Genomic DNA, 23,433 nt, shown 5'->3' with positions numbered 1-23,433 from the left:
AGGCTTATACCGCCAGCGCCATGTAGAACTGCGAACCCTGCCCTGGCCGTGAATACACGCCCATCCGCCCACCGTGCAACTGCACGATCTCCTTGCACAGCGCCAGACCGAGCCCGGCGCCGCCCTTCTTGCGGCCGACCTGAACAAAAGGCTCGAATATCCTCCCTTGCTGGCCGTAGGCAATGCCTTCGCCGTTGTCTTCAACACTGATAATCACCCGCTCCCCATGACGTCGAGCCTGCAAACGTATCAGCCCGTCGCGGGAGGTATGGCGCAAGGCGTTGTCGATCAAGTTATCGAGCACCCGCTCCAGTTGCGCCTGATCGGCCTGCAGCCTCGGCAACGTTCCCTGCACTTCCACCAACAGCTCAATGCCCTTCTCCTGCGCCGGGCCGGCAAAGCGTGCCTGGGCCTGCTCCAGCAAATCTTCGATGGAGCACGGCGCCAGGGTGAGTTTTTGCAGGCCGTTCTGATAGCGAGAGAAATTCAGCAGGTCGTTGATCAACTGCATCAAGCGCTGCATTTCTTCATTCACGGTGTTCAGCAAGTCGGCCTCACGGGAATCCTCGGCAAAATGCGCCCGCTCGCGAAACAGGCCGAATGCCATGTGCATCCCGGTGACCGGTGTGCGCAACTCATGGGAAGCACGCAAGACGAACTCGCTGCGCACCCGTTCGAAGGCACGCTGCTCGGTGACGTCATGCAACACCATCACGGCGCCGAGAATATGACCCTGGGTATGGCTGACCGGCGTCAGACTATACGTCAGCAATCGCGACTCCCCATCGACCTCGATGCTCAGGTCATCCGGCACTCGTTCCAGGGTGCCGCCACGCAGCACCAGTTGCAGCTGCTCATCCAGCTCGGGATGCTCGAGTGCCGTGCCCAGCCCTTGGCCGAGACGATCAGTGTCCCAACCCAACTGGCGCTGAGCCACGGGGTTGAGGTGCTCAAGATGACCTTGGCGATCGATGATCAGCAAACCGTCGTCAATGCTGTCGAGCACCGCTTGCAAACGTTGCTGGCCAGCGAGCAGCTCGTCGATATTGGTCGCCTGGTGTTCACGCAGCGCCTCGGCCATGATGCCGAAACGCCGGGTCAGCTGGTTCATTTCCACCGCGGAGGAAATCGGCAGGGTCACTTCGAAATTACCCTGGCCAATGTTGTCAGCCGCCGCGGCCAGCGCCTCGATCGGGGCTCCGAAACGCTGGGCGATCCCATGGGCGGTAATGAACCCGATGAACAGCACCGCCACCCCGACCAGCCCAAGCAGTCCGGCGACCAGCAACGCCCGTTCCCGGGCCAGGCGTTCGGTCTCATTGATGTTATCGAGTGCGCGCCTCTGTTCGGAGATCAAACCGTTACGCAGTACGTTGAATTTTTCCGTGAGATCCCCGCTGCCACTGAGCACCTGTACCGGAGCCCGGGAAAGATCGAAGGCCTGCAATAGGCTCTGATAATCTGCCTTGGCCTTTTTGAAACTGTATTGGACATCCTCGCTGGACCGCTCGTGAGCAATGCCTTCATCAAGCAATTCGAGGGAGTGCTGCCTGGATGCCTCGAACGCCGCGGGATCTGGTTTCTCGTTGAGCATGATGATCAGTTGATCACCCAGGGTCTGACGTAGCTTCAATCCCAGGTCCAGCCTGATGAAGTTGTCACGGATCAGAGCCTCCTGAGTCCCTGCCATCTGCATCACGCTGACCAGCCCGAGCAACAGCCCGAGCAACGCCACCGTGATCAGGGCCGAGATACTCAGAAACAGCCGGGCACGCAACGTCATCGCCAGTTTCATCGGGTACGGCTCACAGGTTGTACTGCTTGCGTTTGCGATACAGGGTCGATGCGTCGATACCGAGTGTCTTGGCTGCCTGATCCAGGGTATCGGCCGTGGCAAGGACCGCGCCGATGTGAGCTTTTTCCAGCTCATCCAGGCTCAACGCAGCACCAATGCGCGGTGCGTTGTTGGTGGGGGTCTCGGCCATCCCCAAGTGGCTGATCTCAACCCGCTCCTGTGGACAAATGATGCTCGCGCGCTCCACTACGTTACGTAATTCACGGATATTGCCGGGCCAGCGGTAGCTCAGCAGCGCCTCGCGGGCCTCGTCGCTGAAACACCGGGCCGGACGCGAGTACTCCTTGACGAAGCGCGCCAGGAAACGGTCAGCCAGGTTAAGAATGTCTTCCCTGCGTTCGCGAAGCGGCGGCAGGTGCAAGGTGATAACGTTCAGCCGATAGAGCAAATCTTCACGAAAACGACCGTCGCGGACCATGTCTTCAAGGTTGAGGTTGGTGGCCGCGAGGATTCGCACGTCGGCGCGACGGGTCACCGGGTCGCCCACGCGTTCGTATTCCTTGTCCTGGATGAAACGCAGCAACTTTGGCTGCAAGGTCAGGGGAAAATCGCCGATCTCGTCGAGAAACAATGTTCCGCCATCAGCCTGATTGACACGCCCCAAGGTGCTTTCGCTGGCACCGGTGAATGCGCCACGGCTGTGGCCGAAGAGTTCACTGTCCATCAATTCCGCTGTCAGGGACGGGCAGTTGATGGTGATGCAGGATTTCTTCTGGCGTTTGCTCCAGCCATGAATGGCCTGTGACAGCTCACCTTTACCGGTGCCGGACTCTCCGAGAATCAGAATGTTGGCGTCGGTACTGGCGACCTGGCGTGCGGTTTCAAGCACCACTTTCATCGCCGGGCTGTGGGAGTCCAGCCCCTCCTTGGGTTTACGCACTTCACCTTCGAGGGCTTCCAGGCGTGCCGAGAGTTGCCGCACTTCCAGCTGTTTGGCGGTGGCCAGACGTAACTGATCGGGGCTGCAAGGTTTGACCAGATAGTCGGCGGCACCGGCCTGAATTGCATCCACCGCAGTGTCCACGGCCGAGTGAGCGGTGACGATCACTACACGCATCCAGGGCGCCTGAATCCGCATCTGGGCCAGCACATCAAGGCCATTGTCTTCACCCAGGCGCAAATCGAGGAAGCACAGATCGAAAACCTGACGCTGCAACAAGGCTTCGGCCTGAGCAGCGCTGGTCGCGGTGGCCACGCTGTAGCCTTCGTCTTCGAGGCAATAGCGAAAGGTTCGAAGGATGGCGGACTCGTCGTCCACCAGCAGAATGCGGCCTTGATGCTCAGTGGCTGATTCCATGTTCCTACGCTCCTTTAATAGGTGTTCTTGGTTAGTCCCGGAAAAATCGGGCAAGTTGCATGGTTGATTCTGGTCGATTCCAGCCACAACAGGCTATCTATCTACTCAAAGTGAAGCTAATACGCTGATTCATTTGAATTTTTATTTACAGACCATTCTTTCAGCGATTGCCTGCGTCCCTTTCTGACATCTGCGCCCTCCCCGCAATTCCAAAAATATTGAAGTGCCTGCGAACGCATCGTGCATTACGCACGACTGCAAACGGATCATCGTGCAGGATGCGTCCAAAACGATTTCTACAAACACAATAACTTTTTGATTTTTATCGTATTTATTCTTTATTAAAGCTGGCATGCAGGCTGCAATGGTCTAGGTAATCAGGGCATTTAATGAACCAGCGCCCGCCAAAGATCACTACCCGTATGGGAGGAACTTCAGGATGAATCGCCAAAGTGCCGCCCAATTCCGTCTCTCACCACTGCATGTCCAACAAGGCTTGTTTGCCCTGTTGGCATTGTTGATCACCTTGATTGGCGGCCAGCAGTACATGCGTTGGGAGCAGAGCCAGCAGCCAGAGGCGCCGCACCTTTCGATTCCACATCCCCCCCAAACCCATTTCAGCGCCGTCAGCAGCAACCCGGCTGACAACGCCTCAATACGAATGATGGGTGTCGACCAGGCCCGGCCTGTGGACGAGATGCCCTCCCAGGAACGTTGGGTGTTTTAAGCAAACGAACTTGGCGCGCTCAACGCGCCGGGAAAGGCACCACAAGCAACATCCTTAAATAGAAGCGTAAGGAGAATCACCATGTTGAGCTGGGCAATCACATTCCTGATCATTGCCATCATCGCCGCAGTATTGGGCTTCGGTGGTATCGCGGGCACCGCCACGGGCATCGCCAAGATTCTCTTTGTCGTATTCCTGGTGATGTTCATTGCTTCTTTCTTCTTCGGCCGGCGCGGTCGAGGTTGATATGTGTGTTTTGGTTAAAGACATTGGCGGCCGCCCTGCTTCTGGGCGGCAGTGCCACGGCGACGGCAGTCGCCTATACGACATGCCGACTACCCCTTTCTCGGTAAACCGGATGAGGGCATGCAGAAGTTGTTGATGGAACTGCTGAGAAAGGTCCACGCCGGTATTGAGTTCGAAACACGAAAGAGGCCTCACGCTTCTTTCCACTGCGCTACCCGAGGACGGTAGACGCATGACCATGGGGTCGGGACGTTCTGACTGTTTCAGGGTCGGAGTGACCTACGGGTACAGGGAGTAGCCGCGCAAGGGCCGGGTCAGGTAAAGCGGCTACGCAAGTTCGCCGGCCCAGGGCGGCTCGACGGACTTGCGGAGAGCTTCAACGTGAAAAACGTTGATCTAGAGCATTCTGCTCATATGTTCTTGCTGCATATTCCCCGCAAAACCGTTTCGCGGTGTTTCTTCGTGACCGTATATCGAGAAAGCTCTGACTTTCATGAGAAGAAAAATCGCAGTCGAACGTAGGACATCTCCTAAATTTTCATTGGTTCAAAAAAACATCAACCTGCGCTGAAATGGCCGGTTCACGGCACTTATGCCCGCCGAAATGTCGTATTCGAACCGGCTGGGACGTGGGTTTCAGTTGAAAAATCTCATGCCGATTCGGCATAGGGTAGGCGTTTACGGCATTAGACGGCGCTTCCCCGCATCGGAATAGTTGCGCCTTTTTCGCTGCCAGAGAGCTGTAAATGCTCGCTCGCGGGGACCTTATACGGGGGACGATGCAAAACTTCTGCGCCATCGAGCGTTGCAGTTCATGCATCGGCCTGAGTCAAACGCAAGTAAGGGTAAAGATATGAAGAAGGCAAAGCTTAGCCTCGCCTGGCAGATCCTCATCGGTCTGGTTCTGGGGATAGCAATAGGTGCACTGCTCAACCACTTCAGCGCTGAAAAGGCCTGGTGGATCAGCAACGTCCTGCAACCGGCAGGCGATATCTTTATCCGTCTGATCAAGATGATCGTGATCCCGATCGTAATCTCCTCGCTGGTCGTCGGCATTGCTGGCGTTGGGGACGCGAAAAAACTCGGGCGTATCGGTCTGAAGACCATCATTTATTTCGAGATCGTCACCACCATCGCCATTCTGGTCGGTCTGGTGCTGGCCAACGTGGTCCATCCGGGCAGCGGCATCGATATGAGCACCCTAGGTACCGTGGATATTTCCAAGTACCAGGCCACTGCCGCCGAGGTTCAGCATGAACACGCGTTCATCGAAACCATCCTCAACCTGATCCCGTCGAACATCTTCGCAGCCATGGGCCGCGGCGAAATGCTGCCGATCATCTTCTTCTCCGTGTTGTTCGGTCTCGGTCTGTCGAGCCTGCAATCGGACCTGCGCGAACCGCTGGTGAAGATGTTCCAGGGCGTATCGGAAAGCATGTTCAAAGTCACCCACATGATCATGAACTATGCCCCGATCGGCGTGTTCGCACTGATCGCGGTGACCGTCGCCAACTTCGGCTTCGCCTCCCTGCTGCCGCTGGCCAAGCTGGTCGTCCTGGTTTACTTCGCCGTCGCCTTCTTCGCCTTCGTGGTGCTGGGCCTGATCGCTCGCCTGTTCGGTTTCTCGGTGATCAAGCTGATGCGCATCTTCAAGGATGAGCTGGTCCTGGCCTACTCCACCGCCAGTTCCGAAACCGTGCTGCCGCGCGTGATCGAGAAGATGGAAGCCTACGGTGCGCCGAAAGCCATTTGCAGCTTCGTGGTACCGACCGGCTACTCGTTCAACCTCGACGGTTCGACCCTGTACCAGAGCATCGCGGCGATCTTCATTGCCCAGCTGTACGGCATCGACCTGTCGATCAGCCAGCAATTGCTGCTGGTGCTGACCCTGATGGTCACCTCCAAAGGCATCGCCGGCGTACCGGGCGTGTCCTTCGTGGTGTTGCTGGCCACTCTGGGCAGCGTCGGTATTCCGCTGGAAGGCCTGGCGTTCATCGCCGGTGTCGACCGCATCATGGACATGGCCCGTACCGCGCTGAACGTGATCGGCAACGCCTTGGCCGTGCTGGTCATCTCGCGTTGGGAAGGCATGTACGACGACGCCAAGGGCCAGCGCTACTGGAATTCCCTGCCGCACTGGCGCAGCAAGGAAAAGCTGCCGTTGGGTGAAACCTCCAGCAACTAATGCCCGCTCCCACAAGAGCCCCCAACAAACCCCGGAGAAATCCGGGGTTTGTCGTTTCTGCCTACCCCGCTATCATTCGCCGCATCTTCCGGGGGATTTGACTGATGCTTAATGGCCTGTGGCTTGGCTTCTTCATCGTGGCAGCCGTATCGGCGCTGGCGCAGTGGCTGATCGGCGGTAACGCCGGGATCTTTGCGGCGATGGTGGAAAGTATTTTCGCCATGGCCAAATTGTCGGTCGAGGTCATGGTCCTGCTGTTCGGCACCCTCACCCTCTGGCTGGGCTTTCTGCGGATTGCCGAGAAGGCCGGGATCGTCGAGTGGCTGGCGAAAGCGCTGGGGCCACTGTTCCTGCGCCTGATGCCGGAAGTGCCGGCCGGTCATCCCGCCATCGGCCTGATCACCCTGAACTTCGCCGCCAACGGCCTGGGCCTGGACAACGCCGCCACACCGATCGGCCTCAAAGCCATGAAGGCGCTGCAAGAGCTCAACCCCAGTGCGACGATCGCCAGCAACGCACAGATCCTCTTCCTGGTGCTCAACGCCTCCTCCCTGACCCTGCTGCCCGTGACGATCTTCATGTACCGCGCCCAACAAGGCGCGCCCGATCCGACGCTGGTGTTCCTGCCGATCCTGCTCGCCACCAGTTGCTCAACTATCGTCGGTTTCCTGACCGTAGCGTTCATGCAACGCCTGCGCATCTGGGACCCGGTGGTGCTGGCATACCTGATTCCCGGCGCCCTCGCCCTTGGCGGCTTCATGGCACTGCTGGCGAAGCTCTCGGCGACCGCGCTGGCGAGCCTGTCATCGGTCCTCGGCAACGTGACGCTGTTCGGCTTGATCATGCTGTTTATGATCATCGGCGCATTACGCAAGGTGAAGGTTTACGAGGCATTCGTCGAAGGCGCCAAAGAAGGCTTCGACGTCGCCAAGAACCTGCTGCCGTATCTGGTGGCGATGCTCTGCGCCGTGGGTGTGCTGCGAGCATCCGGAGCGCTGGACTTCGGTCTGGACGGGATTCGTCACCTGGTGGCGTGGGCCGGGTGGGACACACGCTTCGTCGATGCGCTGCCGACGGCCATGGTCAAACCGTTCTCCGGCAGTGCCGCCCGGGCAATGCTGATTGAAACCATGAAGACCGAGGGGGTGGACAGCTTCCCGGCGCTGGTGGCGGCGACAGTCCAGGGCAGTACCGAAACGACCTTCTATGTCTTGGCGGTGTATTTCGGCGCGGTGGGCATCCAGCGTGCACGGCATGCGGTGGGCTGTGCGCTGCTGGCGGAGCTTGGCGGGGTGCTGGGGGCCATCGGGGTTTGCTACTGGTTCTTCGGCTAAACGAAAACCCTGTGGGAGCGGGCAAGCCCACTCCCACAGGGTTCAGCGGTGGCTTCAGGGCCTCAGCGGCGGCACGACTTTCTGACCCTGCTCCACCGTCCAGGCCACCACCTGCGCCGTCAACTGGTCGCTGGCCTGGCCGAACCCGGCGACCACCGCCGGCACCTTCACATCGCTCAACGGCTGACGCACTTCAAAGCGCCGACTGGCGAGGATGCGCTGGTCATACCCACGCACCAGCAATGCATCCAGCCGCACGACCACACTCGCCGTCGTGCCCTGGTATTCGGTTTGAAATGCTTGCAGGTTGCCGCCCAGCTCCAGGTCCGCCTGCAGATTGCTGTCATCGGTGCTGAGCAACGGCACCCGGCCGTCACGCTGGAAACCATCAAGCAGACGATTGCGCAGCAGCACCGGCGCCGGGTCGCTCCAGCGGGAAGCCTTGTAGCTGCTGATCAGGTCACCCTGAGGGATCACGGCGATCTTCGGGTTGTTCAAGGCTTCGCTGGTCTGCGGCTTGGCCAGCCGCAACGACCAGTGCAGCGCCGTGCTGTGATTGGCCGGTGCGCCGCTCTGGGCCGAGGGCAACCGGTAGACATCGGATGGTTCGGACTTGGGCAGAATCGAGCAGGCACTGGTCAGTGCAAAACCGGCAGCCAAGGCTAACGGGATCAGCTTCATGGCGTGAACTCCTTGTTCTTGTCACTGCCCAGCAGGTAGCCGCTGGGGTTGGCCTCAAGCCGCTGGGAAATGGTGCGCAACGAGCTCAAGGTGTCGCGCAACTCACGCACCGCCGGCGCCAGGCCATTGAGGCCCTGCATGCCGTTGTTGAGGGAATCCTGATTAGTGGTGAGCAATGAGTTGATGGTCGCGCTGCTCCGTTCCAGGGACTTCATGGCTTGCTCGGCACTGCCGAACATCTGCTTGCCCTGATCGTTGAGCAGGCTGTTGGCGTTGCGCATCAGCCCAGCGGTTTGTTCGAGTGTGGCGGAGGCCTGTTTACCGATCGACGCCAGTTGCTGCATGGCCTGACCGATGTCGCCGCGCTGGTCGGCGATGGTGCCGGTGGTTTGCTCCAGATGCTCAAGGGTCTTGCTGATGCGCTCGACGTTTTCCGAAGAAAACATCTGATTGGCGTTCTGCATCAACACGTTCACACCGGTCATCAGATCGTTACTGTCGTTCAGCAATCGGGCGATGGGCGAGGGCGATGCCACGATGGTCGGCAAGTTGCCGCCCTTGCCCTTGAGCGTCGGACTTTGCGGCGTGCCGCCGCTGAGCTGAATGATCGAGGTGCCGGTGATCCCGGTCAGCGCCAGTTTGGCCTGAGTGTCTTCCTTGATCGGGGTATCGCCGCCCAGGCGGATCCGCGCCAACACCCGGCGTGGATCGTTCGGGTCCAGGCGCAGCGTCACTACGTCGCCGACCTTGATCCCGCTGTACTGCACGGCGCTGCCCTTGGACAAACCGCTGACCGCCTCGTTGAAGACGATTTCGTAATCCTTGAATTCGGTGTCGACGCTGGACTTGGCCAGCCACAGACCGAAGAGCAGGGCGCCTGCCACCACTATGACGGTGAACAGGCCGATCAATACGTGATGGGCTCGGGTTTCCATGTCAGACCTCATTGAGCTGGTTAGCGGCCGTCAGCGCCGCGCGGCCGCGAGGGCCATGGAAGTATTCGTGAATCCACGCGTCGTCGGTTTCCGAAACCTTGTCGATGGCGTCCGCCACCAGTACTTTCTTTTGCGCCAGCACCGCCACCCGGTCGGTGATGGTGTAGAGCGTGTCGAGGTCGTGAGTGACCAGAAACACACTCAAACCCAACGCGTCGCGCAGGGTCAGAATCAACTGATCGAACGCCGCCGCGCCAATCGGATCGAGGCCGGCGGTGGGTTCGTCGAGAAACAGAATGTCCGGGTCCAGTGCCAGCGCCCGGGCCAGGGCGGCGCGTTTGATCATGCCGCCGGACAATGAAGCAGGGTACTTGTCGGCCGCGGACAACGGCAATCCGGCCAACGCCAGTTTCACCGCCGCCAGGTGCTCGGCATCGGTACGGCTCAGGCCGGCGTGTTCGATAAGGGGCAGGGCGACGTTCTCGGTCACTGTCAGCGAAGAGAACAGGGCGCCTTTCTGGAACAACACGCCGAAGCGCCGCTCGACCAGCGAACGCTCGTGCTCCGACAGGCTCGGCAAGTTCTTGCCAAAGACCTTCACCAGCCCTTCGCTGGGCTGGCGCAAGCCGACGATGCTGCGCAACAGCACCGACTTGCCGCTGCCGGAACCGCCGACCACCGCAAGAATTTCGCCTTTGTACAAATCCAGGTCGAGGTTCTCGTGCACGCTCTGGCGGCCGAAGCGATTGCACAGCCCACGGACTTCGATCACCGCCTCGGAAGGCGCTCGGGGTAGACGACTCACCAGCCCATCTCCATGAAAAACAATGCGGCCACGGCATCGAGGACGATCACCACGAAAATCGACTGCACCACACTCGACGTGGTGTGCGCACCGACGGACTCGGCGCTGCCGCTGACCTTGAAGCCTTCAAGACAGCCGATGGCGGCGATCAGGAACGCAAAAATCGGCGCTTTGACGATCCCCACCAGGAAGTGCTGAACGCCGATGTCCGATTGCAGCAGCGACAGGAACATCGCCGGCGATATATCCAGCGACAGCGCACACACCACGCCACCGCCGACAATCCCCGACAACATCGCCAGGAAGGTCAGCATCGGCAGCGCCACCAGCAACGCCAATACCCGCGGCACCACCAGCAACTCCATCGGGTCGAGGCCGAGGGTGCGGATCGCGTCGATTTCTTCGTTGGCCTTCATCGAGCCGATCTGCGCGGTGAACGCGCTGGCGGTGCGGCCGGCCATCAGGATCGCGGTGAGCAACACGCCGAACTCCCGCAGAAAAGAGAACGCCACCAGGTCCACGGTAAAAATGCTCGCGCCGAAGCTCGCCAGCACAGTCGCACCGAGAAACGCTACCACGGCGCCCACCATAAAGGTCAGCAGGGCGACGATGGGAGCGGCGTCGAGGCCGGTCTGCTCAATGTGCGCGACCATCGGCGTGAGGCGCCAGCGCTTGGGACAAAACAGCCCGCGCGCGATGGTTTGCAGGATCAGGCCGACAAAACCCAGCACCTGCAGGGTGTCCTGCCAGACCGCATCGACCGCGCGGCCGATACGGGTCAGCAGTTGAATGCCGATGCTGATTTCCGGCTCTTTGATCGGCACGCAGAAATCAGTCAGCGAGCAATACACCGTCTGCAGCAAGGCGCGATCGGCGGAGGAAAGGGTGCAATCAGGGTGTTCGGCGGACTTGCCCAGACGCTCGGAACCCAGCAACTCCACCAACAGCGATGCACCCGCCGTGTCCAGGGCACCGAGGCCGTTGAGGTCGATGGGGGTGTTGTTGTCGTATTGGCCACGGAGCTTTTCGCTCAGGTGGTTGAGGTCGGCGTAATGGGCGAGCGTCCAGTCACCCGTGACCCGCAGCAGGGCTGGGATGTGCGAGGTATCCAGTCGGACACTGCCAGGCGTTGTGCTGCTGGTCATAAGCTCCTGCTTGTTCGGCAATTGCGCAGACCAGATTAATAGCACGAACCGCGTTACTTATCTTTGATGGGTGTGCTGTCCATGACCTTGAAGCGCAGCACGCCGATCAACTGGCCGTCTTCGGTGAGCACCCGAACTTGCCATTTACCCGCGGGATTACCGGGGAAATTCTGCTTGTGGGTCCAGGCGCGGTAGCCTTCCTTGCGCCCGCCGTGGATATCCAGAGGGATGCGGTCGACCTCTTTACCGTTGAATGTCCAGACGTGATAAATCCGCTCGTCCAGCCCCCGTGGGGCATTGATCGCGGTGTAGGCGTACAAACCGTCGCCACGAATCTGCTCGGCGCTGACTTCTTCCAGGCTCTTGCCGGGGGTGCGGTCCTGCATTTGGGTGCTGATCGCCACATCGGTCATCCACAGGGTGGCCGGCGGAACCCAGGAACGCAGCACCCAGCCGACAGCGCCAATGCCCACGGTGATGCTGAGGATCGCCAACGCATTGCGCACGGTCCGAATCGGGAAGATCGACGCCAGACTCGGGAACGACAGCACCATGGCAATGCCCAGCGCCAGTTTGAAGCTCTGGGAGGTGGTCAGGTGCAGGATGACGGGCAGGGCGGTCAGCAGGGCGGCGAACAGGGTCAGGGTATGCAGCGCCAGGAACGCCCAGCGGCGCGGCGCCAGCCATTTGTAGTAGAGCGGGTCGATGATCGAGATCAGCGCCGCCATGCCCAACAACCCCGTGAAAAACAGTTGGCCGCTGTTCCAGGTGGTGGTGATGAAAAAGAACGGCAGGACGAAGAACAGGCTTTCCTGGTGGATCATCTGCGTCGCATAACGCAGCAGGGGCTGGGGTATTTCGCGCTTGAAGACCTTGGCGAACAACTCAGTGAGGCTGTTTTCCAGCATCAGCCAGACCCAACTGACCAGCATGATGGTGGTGATCCAGGTCGCCAGGCTTTGTTGGCGATCCACCAAGATGAAGCTGCCGACCCCGGAAATGAAACCGCCGAGCGCGATGACCCCGGGGTAGCGCTTCATCAATTCCAGGATGCGCTGTATGTACAGGGTCAGAGTCGGCATTCGGCGGTTCACAATAGTCGTGGGAAAAATCCCCGACAGGGTACCGTCCGAGGAGCCCTGTGGCGAGGGGGCTTGTCGGAACGCCGCATCGCCCCGTTCGGCTGCGCAGCAGTCGCAATATCGGTGAATGCGGTGTACCTGATAAACCGGGTTGCCGCATTTTCAGGGCCGCTTCGCAGCCCAACGGGGGCAAGCCCCCTCGCCACACAAAACCCGTTACCACAGGGAAATAACTACTTTCTGCGGTGAACACGCCAACCCAATGCCCCAAGCACCATCAATCCAAAAACCCCGGCAATCGCCCACATCAACTGGTCATAACTCACCAACGGCTTCTCGATCCGTAAATACCCCGGTTGCAGCAGCAACTCACGCATCGCCTGGTTCGCCTCGGCCAGCGTCACTTCCTGCAGTGCCTTGGCCGGGTTGGTGAATTGGCCGTCCTCGTAGTCCCCAAGGGCGCTCCAGTAGTAATCCGCCAGGGCGCTGTTGCCTTGCACGGCCCAGGCCTGACGGGCGATGGCGGCCTGCTTGAGGCGGGCGAAGGTGGTGGCGTCGAGACCGTCCTTGAGCAAATTGGCTTTGAGCTCATCCAGCACCTGTTCAGCTGCCGGCACGTCGCCGCGCTCAAGGTCGGCGTTCAGGCTCATGAAGCCCACTCCCCCAAACACCTCACGCTCGGCCGAGGGCCCATAGGACAACCCATGGACCAGGCGCAGTTGACGATAAAGCGCCCAGTCCAGGTAATCCTTGAGCAGATCGAACGTTTCGTCGGGCTGGTCTTCCTGCACCGGTTCCGGTACCAGCCAGTGCAATTTGGCGCCGCCACCGACAAAACCGTGGCTCAGAGTACGCTCGTGGACCGCGCTGGCCTGGATTGTCGGCAAGGGTAGGTGATCGGCAGGCTCGACGGCTACGAGCGCGCCATACGCCCGTTCCAGATAGGCCGGCAGCAGACGGTCGAGCTCGCCGACCACGATCAGGGTCATGTTGTTGGGCGCGTACCAGGCTTTGCGCACCTTCTCCAGTTGCTCGCGGGTCAGGTGATTGACTTCGGCGCGCTCCGGGCATTTGAGGCCCAGTTCCACCGCCAATTGATTACTGGCGGTGTGGCCCAGGTCCTGGCGATCCAGCCAACGTTGCAGGTGCGAATAATGGCCACCGTCTTCGCGCTCGACCACCTGCTTGGCGACGTTGATCGCGTTGTCGTCGATACGGGTCTGTGTCAGCAGCGCCAACAACAGATCGAGAACCTTACGCTGGTTTTTCGCCGGTGCTTCGATGACGAACGTGGTGTCGGCGTTGCTGGTGTAAGCGTTCCACTCACCACCCAGGGCCTGCATGCGCTCCTCCAGACCACCTTCGCCGGTGGCGTCGATGCCGCTGAACAGCAAGTGTTCGAGCAGATGCGGCAGCTCCTTGTCGGCGCAGCTGAAATCATCCAGACCCACGCCGACTACCAGCCGAATCGCCACATGCCCGCGCTCGATGCCCGGTTTGAGGACCAATTGCAGACCGTTGGGCAGCGTATAGCCCTCGACCTGAAAGCGATCCAGGGCAAACGAAGGCAGGGCGCCGAGCAGCAGACAAGCGAACAGCAGACAACGCATAACGAGTTTCCGTACGACAGCGTAAGTACAACAGACTTCAGGTAACTGTGGACGTTCAGGGTGAATGAGTGATGTCAGCCATATCGTCGACCGCCAGAGCGCCAGTGTCCGAAGCTCCCAACACCGCATAGGCACTGCTGCAGAACAGTGAATTCAAGCGTCTCATGTCGGCAATCAGTTCCAGGTGCAGCGAACTGGTCTCGATACTTTGCACGATCTTACGGTGTAAACGGCTGACATGAGCGTGGGCCAGACGGCGTTCCTGTGCGCGAAAGCGACGTTTCTCCCGCAGTAACTGGCGAGCACTTTCCGGGTCGGCGCTGAGGAACACCGACAACCCCAGGCGCAGGTTGGCAATCAGTTGGCTGTGCAGACCCGCCAACTCCTCCAGACCGACCTCGGAAAACGACCGCCGCTGCGCGGTTTTCTGCTGCTGAACCTTGCGCAGCATGCGTTCGATCAGATCACTGGCCAGTTTCAGGTTGATCGCCAGCTCGATGGTTTCCGCCCACCGTTGGCTATCCTGTTCGCTGAGGTCTTCCCGAGGCATTTGCGCCAGATAGAGTTTGATCGCGCTGTAGAGCGCTTCGACATCATCGGTCAGGCGACGGATTTCCTGGGTGACGGCGGTCTGTTTGCCGCGCAGTACGGCGAGCATGGCTTCGAGCATGTTGTCGACCAGATCGCCGATGCGCAGGGTTTCCCGGGCAGCATTGGCCAGCGCCAGGCTAGGGGTCACCAACGCCGTCGGGTCAAGGTGCCGCGGCTTGGCCGTGCCGTTGATGTCCGGCCGCTCCGGCAGCAGCCACGCACAGAGCCTGGCCATCAGCCCGACGCTGGGCAACAGGATCAGGCAGCGCGTGGTGTTGTAGAGCAGGTGGAAGCCGATGACCATTTCCTGAGCGCTGAAGTCGAAGCTGTCGATCCAGTGCACCAGTGGATCGAGCACCGGAATGATCAGCAGCAGACCAATCAGTTTGTACAACAGGCTGCCCAGCGCCACCTGACGGCCGGCGGCGTTCTGCATGCTGGTGCTGAGGAAGGCGAGAACGCCGCTGCCGATGTTGGCGCCGATCACCAGGCCGATGGCCACTGGCAGACTGATCACGCTGGCGCCGGCGAGGGTCGCGGTCAGCAATACGGCGGCCAGGCTGGAGTATGAAATCATCGCGAACAGTGCACCGACCAGCGCATCGAGCAAGATATCGCCGGTCAGAGAAGCGAAAATCACCTTCACTCCCTGAGCATGAGTGATCGGCGTGGCGGCCTCGACGATCAGTTGCAGCGCCAGAATGATCAGCCCCAGACCGATGCTGACCCGCCCCATCTGCCCGACCCGGGTCTGCTTGCGCGACAGAAAGAAAATCACCCCGAGGAAGATCAGCAACGGCGACAGCCACGACAGGTCGAGGGTCAGTACCCGCGCCATCAGCGCGGTACCGACGTCGGCGCCGAGCATGGTCGCCAGGGCGGGGGTCAGCGCCATCAGGCCCTGACCGACAAAAGAAGTGACGAGCATGGCGGTGGCGTTGCTGCTCTGGACCATGGCGGTCACCATGATCCCGGCGATAAACGCCAACCAACGCCTGGACATGTTCTGGCCGATCACATGGCGCAAGTTGGAGCCATAAACCCGCAGGATGCCGGTTCGGACGATGTGCGTGCCCCAGATCAACAAGGCCACGGCCGATAACAAATTGAGCAGGGTGAGCATACAGGCCCCCTGTGGTGGTAGCGCCCCAGCGGGGCAAGTCGACGGTACCGCGTTCTTTTACGTTCTGTACTTAAGCTGTAGTTGGCTAACGGTCTGGACGCCAGCATCGCACAGCTAAAGAAGCGATTGAAACAAAACTGTCATGAAAACAGTTTGATGCAGACATGACGAAGGGGCCCGAAGGCCCCTTTGTCACGACAGGATGTTTGGGTTACTGGCCCGGAACATCCTTGCGCAGTTTCACCGGCTCCTGCTGTTTGCGTTTTTTCGCAATCGCGGTGCGCATCCTGATGTTGATTGCTTCCACCGCCAGCGAGAACGCCATGGCGAAGTAGACGTAGCCTTTTGGCACATGCACATCGAAGGATTCGGCAATCAGCACGGTACCGACGATCAACAGGAAAGACAGCGCCAGCATCTTCAGCGATGGGTGCTTGTCGATGAATTCGCTGATGGTGCCGGAAGCCCACATCATCACCAGCACAGCAACGATGATCGCCGCGACCATGACCGGTACGTGGGACACCATGCCAACGGCAGTGATGACCGAGTCCAGCGAGAACACGATGTCGATGATCGCGATCTGAATGATGGTGTAGAGGAAATTGCCCCCCTTGCCGCCGGGCTCCTCATTGGTTTCATCTTCACCTTCCAGTGCGTGGTACATCTCTTGCGAGCTTTTCCACAGCAGGAACAGACCACCGAAGAACAGAATCAAGTCACGTCCGGAAATACCCTGACCGAACACTTCGAACAGGTCTGCGGTGAGGCGCATGACCCAGGTGATCGACAACAGCAACAGAATCCGCGTGACCATGGCCAGTGCGAGGCCGAAGATCCGGGTACGCGCCTGCATGTGTTTGGGCATGCGGCTGACCAGGATCGAAATCATGATGATGTTGTCGATGCCCAGAACGATCTCCAGGGCAGTCAGGGTGAAGAAGGCAACCCAGATTTCAGGGTTGGTCAGCCATTCCATGTGTATTCCTTTGAGGATGTGTTAAACCACGAAGGGCCCGGGCTTCATATAGCAAAGCCTGGACCCGTCATGGTGAGTCTTGAGCTTATAGCGTGCTGAACAGCGGAAAGATCCCCATCAGCAATGCAGCGACCAGTATGCACAGGCAAACCAGTACTGCCCACTTCAGGGTGAACCGCTGGTGGTCACCGAACTCGATACCGGCCAGGGCCACCAACAGGTAAGTCGATGGTACCAGCGGGCTCAGCAAGTGGACGGGCTGGCCGACGATCGAGGCACGTGCCATTTCCACCGCAGTTATACCGTAATGGCTGGCGGCTTCGGCAAGCACCGGCAACACGCCGTAATAAAATGCATCGTTCGACATGAAGAACGTGAACGGCATGCTCACCAGCGCGGTGATCACGGCCAGGTACGGGCCGAGGAAATCCGGGATGACCGCCAGCAGGCTCTTGGACATGGCGTCGACCATGCCGGTGCCCGTCAGGATACCGGTGAAGATACCCGCGGCAAAGATCAACCCGACCACCGCCAACACGCTACCGGCGTGGGCCGCAACGCGGTCCTTCTGCTGTTGCAGGCAAGGATAGTTGACGATCATCGCGATACTGAACGCCACCATGAACAGCACCGGCAGCGGCAACAGGCCGGCGATCAAGGTGCCCATCAGTGCCAGGGTCAGCGCGCCGTTGAACCAGATCAGTTTTGGACGACGGGCGTCCGGGAACTGCGAAACGCTGATTTCGCTGTGGTCGATTTCATCACCGACCAGATGCAGTTCACCCAGACGCGCACGCTCGCGTTTACCGTAGACATAGGCAATCGCCAGAATCGCCACCACGCCGGCCAGCATCGCCGGAATCATCGGCACGAAAATCGCGGACGGGTCCACATGCAGCGCACTGGCCGCACGAGCGGTCGGGCCACCCCAAGGGGTCATGTTCATCACACCACCGGCAAGGATGATCAGACCGGCCATGATCCGCGGGCTCATGCCGATACGGCTGTAGAGCGGCAGCATGGCAGCCACACAGATCATGTAAGTGGTGGCGCCATCACCGTCCATGGACACGATCAGCGCCAGCACCGCGGTACCGACCGACACCTTCAACGGGTCGCCCTTGACCAGTTTGAGGATCTTGCGCACGGCCGGGTCAAACAGGCCGGAGTCGATCATCAGGGCGAAGTAGAGGATGGCGAACATCAGCATCACGCCGGTCGGCGCAAGCTTGGTGATGCCTTCGAGCATCATCGGGCCGATCTTCGGCGAGAAACCGCCGAACAGGGCGAAGATGATCGGGATAATAATCAGGGCGATCAGCGCGGACAGGCGCTTGGTCATGATCAGGAACATGAACGTGATGACCATGGCAAAGCCAAGGAAAGTCAGCATAGGAATACTCCAGGCGTAGCGCGGCTAGGGAATGGGCGAACCGATGAGGTCAGCGCAGAACGGGAAGCACGAAACGTACGGGCGGAGGTGCAGCGAAGAGGCGGATAGGAGCAGACATCAGAATCACCATTGTTGTTGTTAAATGGGCCGGGCGGGCAATAAAACACTCGCGTTGGCCAACCGGTCTGTTGCCGGCAGTGAGGCGATCCTAATCGGGGAAGCTTTCAGCCAGCTTTCGCGGATGAAAGCATTGACCGAATGTACGACCGGTCGTCGGCCGGGTTGAAAGTCAGCAAACACGGGCTCAGGAGGAAAAAACATGGGCGAACTTCACACTGGCGGCTGCCACTGCGGACAAATCCGCTATCAATTCAGCGGGCCGTTGCAGGATATCGCCCACTGCCATTGCTCGATTTGCCGGCGGGTCAGCGGCGGGATCGTGACCACCTGGATCACCGTGCCTGCCTCGGCATTTGCCTGGGTCGCGGGTACGCCATCCCGGTATGGCTCATCATCCACTTGCACGCGGTATTTCTGCCCCAACTGCGGGGCGCAATTGGCGCTGGTGACAACGCTCAGTCCCGAAAGCATCGACGTGACTATCGCCACCCTCGAGCATCCCGAGCAGGCGCCGGCCGAGCGGCATATCTGGACGAGTAGTCGGTTGCCCTGGCTGCATCTGGACGAACATTTGCCTGGCGAGACCGAAGAACAACTCTGATCAAAAAACAGAAAGGTTCAGCGGACGGATCGCCCCCATCCAGATCGCGTGTTCGGTATGGTCGAGCAGATCGTTGCCGGTATCCGGGTGCAGGAACACCACCAACCCCTTGCGATTGAGCGCCAGCCACGGCAACACCTCGCCAAGGTATTGCGGCTCGAAGGCCAATTGACAGCTCCAGTCCGGGTGCGGGCCGACCGGGCGCTCGTGCACGCGTCCCATCTTCAGTGGAAACAATTGCGCGGCCTGCTCACACAAGGCCCGCGCCTGAGCGAGCGTGCTGGCGTCGAAATAGACATGGGCGTGGTAGCCCTTGATCCGTTGCATCTGAAACCCCTTTAAACCTGGTCGAACCCACACCGTTTCCCGCAGGTCACACGTTATATAGGCAGGGAGTACGGAGCACAGCCATGAAAAACGCCGAAACCCCGGTAGTGAAGGTAGTGCTTTATGGTGCCATGAGTAGCCTGGGCAGTGCGCTGATGGCGGAAATGCTGCGGCGCCAACATGAAGTGATCGCGATTCTCGATGACCTGACGGCACTCGCGCCACGCCCCGGATTGCGCACCAAGGCCGGCAATCTGTTCGATGCCAAGCGGGTCAAGCAAAGCGTGGCCGGCTGTTCGGCGGTGATCTGCCTGCTGGATGCGCCGGGGTTGCCGATGAACAGCGAACACATCGAAAAATCCATCGTGCCTGGCCCGGTCGAGCAGGTGCTGGCAGTGGATGCACTGATTGACGGCATGCAGGCCGCGGGTATCGCGCGGTTGTTTGTGGTGGGTGATTTCGAGGTGCTGGACGATCCGGAGATAGAAGACGAACTGCAACGCCACGCCGCTGAAGAAATCCGCGAGGCGCTACAAAGCAGCCCATTGCACTGGACCCTGGTGAATGCCCCACGCGGCGTACCAGGACTGTCCATCGAGCATTTCAGTCACGTCAGCACGAGCCTGGAACCTGGCCTGGCCGAACCGCTGGAACGGCTGAACCGAGTTGCCGTCGGGATTGCCGATGAGTTATGGCTGAATTTGCATGTCGGTCAGCATGTGAATTTTGTCCCGACTTCGGAACCGTAAAGCCTTCATACCGCAATCGATGGCAAAGGAAGGCCATTAAGCGATTGCGCACTGCTGGCCTGTTCCGCCATCAACCAATCCACAAATGTTTGAATCAACGCCCCGCGCCGTTTGCGCTGTGGCAGGACCACGTAATAACCCAGCCTGGAAATCACCGTCTCGGCAATCGGTCGACACAACAGACCTTGCGCCAGCAAGTTATCCACAAGGTGCCGCCAACCGATCGCAACGCCCTGGCCGCCAATCGCCGCCTGAATCAGCAAGGTGTAATTGTCGAAGCGCAGTTGCCCCGGCGCTGGCGCCGACGTAATCCCCAGTTCGCGAAACACGCCGCTCCAGTCGAACCAGTTGCTGCTGTGTTCGCCTCGCAGGTGCAGCAGCGCAAACTCCAGCAACGACTGAGCCGGCAAGGGCAGGGGACGATCCTTCAAGAGCAGCGGGCTGCACACCGGAAACACTTCTTCACTGAACAACCAATGGCTCTCGCCTTGCTTGAACCGGCCATCGCCGAACAGCACCGCCACATCGATATCAGTGCGCAGCATGTTGTGGCTGCGCTCGCTGGTCACCAGGCTGACGTCCACCTGAGGATTGGCGGTATGGAAACGGTGCAGCCGTGGCATCAGCCAGTACGCGGCGAAAGCGAAGTCAGTGGCCACCTGCAACACTTCGTGTTGCTGCTGTGCACTGATCGCGCTCAATCCGGCGTCGATATTCTGTAAACCGAGCTGAACTTGCTCAAAAAGAATCGCGCCCGCCTCGGTCAGTTCGATACCGCGATAAATGCGGTCGAACAATCGTGTAGCGAGCTGCTCCTCCAATCGTTTGATCTGCTGGCTAATGGCTGGTTGCGTGGTGCCGAGCTCCACTGCAGCGGCAGTGAAACTGCGCTGGCGGGCCGCGGCTTCAAAGGCGCGCAGCAGGTCCAGAGACAAATCACCGAGGGCGTCATACATAAGCTGTGCTTATCCTAGTCATTGCCTGGCGTGGGCTTTACCACAAGTTCCATGGGTTGCATGCTCGATCACAGCACTCTCGCATAAATATCCACTATGGAATGCCGCGATCACATGAAGCGCAAAAATATTCTTTTCATCATGGCCGATCAAATGGCCGCGCCAATGTTGCCGTTCTACGGCCCTTCGCCCATCAAACTGCCGAATCTGAGCCGGCTCGCCGCCGAAGGTGTGGTGTTCGACGCCGCGTACTGCAACAGCCCGCTCTGCGCACCGTCACGTTTCACCCTGGTCAGCGGGCAGTTGCCGAGCAAGATCGGCGCTTACGACAACGCGGCCGATTTCCCCGCCGACGTCCCGACCTATGCCCACTACCTGCGGCGCCTCGGTTACCGCACCGCGCTGTCGGGCAAGATGCACTTCTGCGGCCCGGATCAGCTGCACGGCTATGAAGAGCGCCTAACCAGTGACATCTACCCGGCCGACTACGGTTGGGCGGTGAACTGGGACGAGCCGGACGTGCGGCCGACCTGGTACCACAACATGTCGTCGGTGCTGCAAGCCGGGCCCTGCGTTCGCACCAATCAGCTGGATTTCGACGAAGAGGTGGTGTTCAAGGCCCAGCAATACCTGTTCGATCACATCCGCGAGGATGGCGATCAGCCGTTCTGCCTGACCGTGTCGATGACGCACCCACACGACCCGTACACGATTCCCAAGGCGTTCTGGGATCTGTACGACGACGCCGACATCCCTTTGCCGGAAACACCCGCACAGGATGAACTCGATCCTCACTCCCAGCGCCTGCTCAAAGTCTATGACCTGTGGGACAAGCCGCTGCCTGTGGATAAGATTCGCGACGCGCGCCGTGCCTACTTTGGTGCGTGCAGCTATATCGACAGCAACGTCGGCAAACTCCTGCAAACACTCGAGGAAACCGGGCTGATCGATGACACCATCATCGTGTTCTCCGGTGACCACGGCGACATGCTCGGCGAGCGTGGTCTCTGGTACAAGATGCACTGGTACGAAATGGCCGCCCGCGTACCGCTGCTGATCAGCGCGCCGGGGCAATTCGGCGCCGGACGGGTCAGCGCAGCGGTATCCACCGCCGACCTGCTGCCGACCTTTGTGGAATTGGCCGGCGGCTCATTGGAGCCAGGCCTGCCGCTGGACGGCCGCTCGCTGGTTTCACACCTGCAAGGGCAGGGCGGTCACGACGAGGTATTCGGTGAATACATGGCCGAAGGCACCATCAGCCCGTTGATGATGATTCGTCGCGGCGCCTACAAATTCATCTACAGCGAAGACGACCCTTGCCTGCTCTTCGATGTGCATAACGACCCGCGTGAACAGGAAGAACTCAGCCATTCGCCGCAACATCATCAGCTGTTCGAGGATTTTCTCGCCGAAGCACGGGCCAAATGGAATATCCCGGCGATCCACCAACAGGTGCTCGCCAGTCAGCGACGCCGGCGTTTCGTCGCCGACGCCCTGACCATCGGCAAGCTGAAGAGCTGGGACCACCAGCCGCTGGTAGATGCCAGTCAGCAGTACATGCGCAACCACATCGACCTCGACGATCTGGAGCGTAAAGCCCGTTATCCACAACCCTGCCAAAACCAATAATGTTAAGGGGACGTCCATGCAAAAGTTATCCACAGTACTGACAATCGGGCTTCTGGCTCTGGGCAGCGCCTCGGCCTACGCCGAGCAAAGCTGCGAAACGGTGAAGATGGCCGACCCTGGCTGGAGCGACATCGCCGCCACCAACGCCATCACCGGTTTTCTGCTGGACGGCATGGGCTACAAGGCCAAGGTCGACACGCTGGCGGTGCCGATCACCTTTGGCGGCCTGAAGGATGGCCAGGTGGACGTCTTCCTCGGCAACTGGATGCCGGCGCAGCAAGGCTTCTACGACAAGTTCGTGGCCAACGGCGATGTCACGCAGCTGGCGAAGAACCTCGACGGCACCGAGTTCACCCTGGCGGTCCCGGATTACGTCTGGGACGCAGGTGTGCATAACTTTAACGACCTGAACAAGTACGCCGAGCTACACCCCAAAGAAGTCGACAAGAAGATCTATGGCATCGGTTCCGGCGCCCCGGCGAACATTTCGCTGCAAGAGATCATCAAGAAGAATGACTTCGACATGGGTCAGTGGAAACTGATCGAGTCCAGCGAGCAAGCAATGCTGGCCGAAGTGTCCCGCGCGGTGAAGAAACAGAAATTCGTGACCTTCCTCGGCTGGACGCCACACCCGATGAACGTGCAGTTGAAAATGCATTATCTGAAGGGCGGCGAGAAATACTTCGGTGACACCGGCAGCGTTTATACGCTGACCCGCAAAGGTTATGCACAGGCCTGCCCGAACGTCGGCAAGCTGCTCACCAACCTGAGTTTTACCCAGGAAATGGAGAACAGCATCATGGCCGAGGTGGTGAACAAGAAGGTCAGCAACGCCGACGCGGCCAAGGCGTGGATCAAGGCCAATCCGGTGGTGCTGGATAAATGGCTGGAGGGCGTGAAGACCGTCGACGGCAAGGATGCTCTGCCGGCGGTCAAAGCCAAGTTGTAAGGTTCCGCTGTGGCGAGGGAGCTTGCTCCCGCTGGAGGGCGTAGCACTCCCATTTCGGCAAACTCGGTTTATCAGCCTCACCGAGTTGTCCGGATTTGCGACTGCTGCGCAGCC

Annotated in this window: 21 protein-coding genes and 1 pseudogene; 9 read left to right on the top strand and 13 right to left on the bottom strand. The window is 59.7% G+C overall.

Annotated features, from left to right (window positions below; all coding sequences use genetic code 11):
* Nucleotides 1–4 precede the first annotated feature (4 nt).
* Together PSH69_RS00250 and algB are read right to left on the bottom strand one after the other, a co-directional pair.
* Entirely contained in the window at nucleotides 5–1,795 is a 1,791-nt protein-coding gene (locus PSH69_RS00250; protein ID WP_305410681.1) for an ATP-binding protein, read from the bottom strand.
* A gap of 10 nt (nucleotides 1,796–1,805) precedes the next feature.
* Nucleotides 1,806–3,152 carry a sigma-54-dependent response regulator transcription factor AlgB gene (gene algB / locus PSH69_RS00245; protein WP_305410680.1) on the bottom strand — a complete coding sequence of 449 codons (1,347 nt, stop codon included), beginning with the start codon at nucleotides 3,150–3,152 and terminating at the stop codon, nucleotides 1,806–1,808.
* Nucleotides 3,153–3,591: 439 nt separating this feature from the next.
* Between algB and PSH69_RS00240 the strand changes: the two genes are divergently transcribed.
* The 5 genes and pseudogenes from PSH69_RS00240 (at nucleotide 3,592) to PSH69_RS00220 (ending at nucleotide 7,644) form a co-directional block, all read left to right on the top strand.
* A complete protein-coding gene (locus PSH69_RS00240) occupies nucleotides 3,592–3,879 on the top strand; it encodes a hypothetical protein (RefSeq protein WP_305410679.1) in 288 nt (95 codons plus the stop codon).
* A gap of 81 nt (nucleotides 3,880–3,960) precedes the next feature.
* Nucleotides 3,961–4,125: a DUF1328 domain-containing protein gene (locus PSH69_RS00235; RefSeq protein ID WP_003177151.1), complete on the top strand. Its 165-nt coding sequence runs from the start codon at nucleotides 3,961–3,963 to the stop codon at nucleotides 4,123–4,125.
* Between the two features lie 66 nt (nucleotides 4,126–4,191).
* A pseudogene (locus tag PSH69_RS00230) lies at nucleotides 4,192–4,278 on the top strand (Ivy family c-type lysozyme inhibitor); the annotation flags it as partial.
* 700 nt (nucleotides 4,279–4,978) lie between these two features.
* The gene (gene gltP / locus PSH69_RS00225) at nucleotides 4,979–6,310 is read left to right on the top strand and encodes a glutamate/aspartate:proton symporter GltP (RefSeq protein WP_305410678.1); all 1,332 of its coding nucleotides are present in this window, start codon (nucleotides 4,979–4,981) and stop codon (nucleotides 6,308–6,310) included.
* Between the two features lie 104 nt (nucleotides 6,311–6,414).
* Complete coding sequence (locus PSH69_RS00220) at nucleotides 6,415–7,644, top strand: nucleoside recognition domain-containing protein (RefSeq protein WP_305410677.1); 1,230 nt, start codon at nucleotides 6,415–6,417, stop codon at nucleotides 7,642–7,644.
* Between the two features lie 54 nt (nucleotides 7,645–7,698).
* Here PSH69_RS00220 and PSH69_RS00215 read toward each other — a convergent pair whose 3' ends face one another.
* The 9 genes from PSH69_RS00215 to PSH69_RS00175 all read right to left on the bottom strand — a co-directional run bounded on the left by PSH69_RS00215 (nucleotide 7,699) and on the right by PSH69_RS00175 (nucleotide 17,988).
* The gene (locus tag PSH69_RS00215) at nucleotides 7,699–8,325 is read right to left on the bottom strand and encodes an ABC-type transport auxiliary lipoprotein family protein (RefSeq protein WP_305410676.1); all 627 of its coding nucleotides are present in this window, start codon (nucleotides 8,323–8,325) and stop codon (nucleotides 7,699–7,701) included.
* Nucleotides 8,322–9,260 carry an MlaD family protein gene (locus PSH69_RS00210; RefSeq protein WP_305410675.1) on the bottom strand — a complete coding sequence of 313 codons (939 nt, stop codon included), beginning with the start codon at nucleotides 9,258–9,260 and terminating at the stop codon, nucleotides 8,322–8,324. Before PSH69_RS00210 ends, PSH69_RS00215 begins: the two co-directional genes overlap by 4 nt.
* Before the next feature lies 1 nt (nucleotide 9,261).
* Nucleotides 9,262–10,065, bottom strand: a complete 804-nt coding sequence (locus PSH69_RS00205; protein WP_018927288.1) for an ABC transporter ATP-binding protein — start codon at nucleotides 10,063–10,065, stop codon at nucleotides 9,262–9,264.
* Nucleotides 10,062–11,210, bottom strand: a complete 1,149-nt coding sequence (locus PSH69_RS00200; protein ID WP_305410674.1) for an ABC transporter permease — start codon at nucleotides 11,208–11,210, stop codon at nucleotides 10,062–10,064. Before PSH69_RS00200 ends, PSH69_RS00205 begins: the two co-directional genes overlap by 4 nt.
* 53 nt (nucleotides 11,211–11,263) lie before the next feature.
* Entirely contained in the window at nucleotides 11,264–12,292 is a 1,029-nt protein-coding gene (locus tag PSH69_RS00195; protein WP_305410673.1) for a DUF5924 family protein, read from the bottom strand.
* A 233-nt stretch (nucleotides 12,293–12,525) separates the two neighbouring features.
* Entirely contained in the window at nucleotides 12,526–13,902 is a 1,377-nt protein-coding gene (locus tag PSH69_RS00190) for a pitrilysin family protein (RefSeq protein WP_305410672.1), read from the bottom strand.
* 55 nt (nucleotides 13,903–13,957) lie between these two features.
* Nucleotides 13,958–15,616 (bottom strand): Na/Pi cotransporter family protein, encoded by a 1,659-nt coding sequence (locus tag PSH69_RS00185; protein ID WP_305410671.1) that lies wholly within the window; start codon nucleotides 15,614–15,616, stop codon nucleotides 13,958–13,960.
* A gap of 211 nt (nucleotides 15,617–15,827) precedes the next feature.
* Entirely contained in the window at nucleotides 15,828–16,595 is a 768-nt protein-coding gene (locus tag PSH69_RS00180) for a TerC family protein (RefSeq protein ID WP_105342627.1), read from the bottom strand.
* Nucleotides 16,596–16,680: 85 nt separating this feature from the next.
* Nucleotides 16,681–17,988 (bottom strand): CitMHS family transporter, encoded by a 1,308-nt coding sequence (locus PSH69_RS00175; protein ID WP_018927294.1) that lies wholly within the window; start codon nucleotides 17,986–17,988, stop codon nucleotides 16,681–16,683.
* A 319-nt stretch (nucleotides 17,989–18,307) separates the two neighbouring features.
* Here PSH69_RS00175 and PSH69_RS00170 point away from each other — a divergent pair, with 319 nt between their 5' ends.
* Nucleotides 18,308–18,709, top strand: a complete 402-nt coding sequence (locus PSH69_RS00170) for a GFA family protein (RefSeq protein WP_305410670.1) — start codon at nucleotides 18,308–18,310, stop codon at nucleotides 18,707–18,709.
* On the opposite strand, the gene PSH69_RS00165 is transcribed toward PSH69_RS00170, so the two are convergent.
* Nucleotides 18,710–19,036, bottom strand: a complete 327-nt coding sequence (locus PSH69_RS00165; RefSeq protein ID WP_305410669.1) for a DOPA 4,5-dioxygenase family protein — start codon at nucleotides 19,034–19,036, stop codon at nucleotides 18,710–18,712.
* Nucleotides 19,037–19,119: 83 nt separating this feature from the next.
* Between PSH69_RS00165 and PSH69_RS00160 the strand changes: the two genes are divergently transcribed.
* Nucleotides 19,120–19,785: an NAD(P)-dependent oxidoreductase gene (locus PSH69_RS00160; RefSeq protein WP_305410668.1), complete on the top strand. Its 666-nt coding sequence runs from the start codon at nucleotides 19,120–19,122 to the stop codon at nucleotides 19,783–19,785.
* A gap of 5 nt (nucleotides 19,786–19,790) precedes the next feature.
* Here the strand turns inward: PSH69_RS00160 and PSH69_RS00155 are convergent, their stop codons facing one another.
* Nucleotides 19,791–20,741, bottom strand: a complete 951-nt coding sequence (locus tag PSH69_RS00155) for a LysR family transcriptional regulator (protein ID WP_305410667.1) — start codon at nucleotides 20,739–20,741, stop codon at nucleotides 19,791–19,793.
* 114 nt (nucleotides 20,742–20,855) lie between these two features.
* On the opposite strand from PSH69_RS00155, the gene betC reads away from it, so the two are divergent.
* Nucleotides 20,856–22,370, top strand: coding sequence for a choline-sulfatase (betC, locus tag PSH69_RS00150; protein ID WP_019651230.1), 1,515 nt, complete (start codon nucleotides 20,856–20,858; stop codon nucleotides 22,368–22,370).
* 16 nt (nucleotides 22,371–22,386) lie between these two features.
* Nucleotides 22,387–23,319: a choline ABC transporter substrate-binding protein gene (choX, locus tag PSH69_RS00145; RefSeq protein ID WP_305410665.1), complete on the top strand. Its 933-nt coding sequence runs from the start codon at nucleotides 22,387–22,389 to the stop codon at nucleotides 23,317–23,319.
* Nucleotides 23,320–23,433 lie beyond the last annotated feature (114 nt).

This window comes from Pseudomonas sp. FP1740 (assembly GCF_030687165.1).
In the GTDB taxonomy this organism is placed as follows: domain Bacteria; phylum Pseudomonadota; class Gammaproteobacteria; order Pseudomonadales; family Pseudomonadaceae; genus Aquipseudomonas.
Note: the sequence above shows the minus strand (reverse complement) of the source record. Positions and strands in the feature narration are given on the sequence as shown.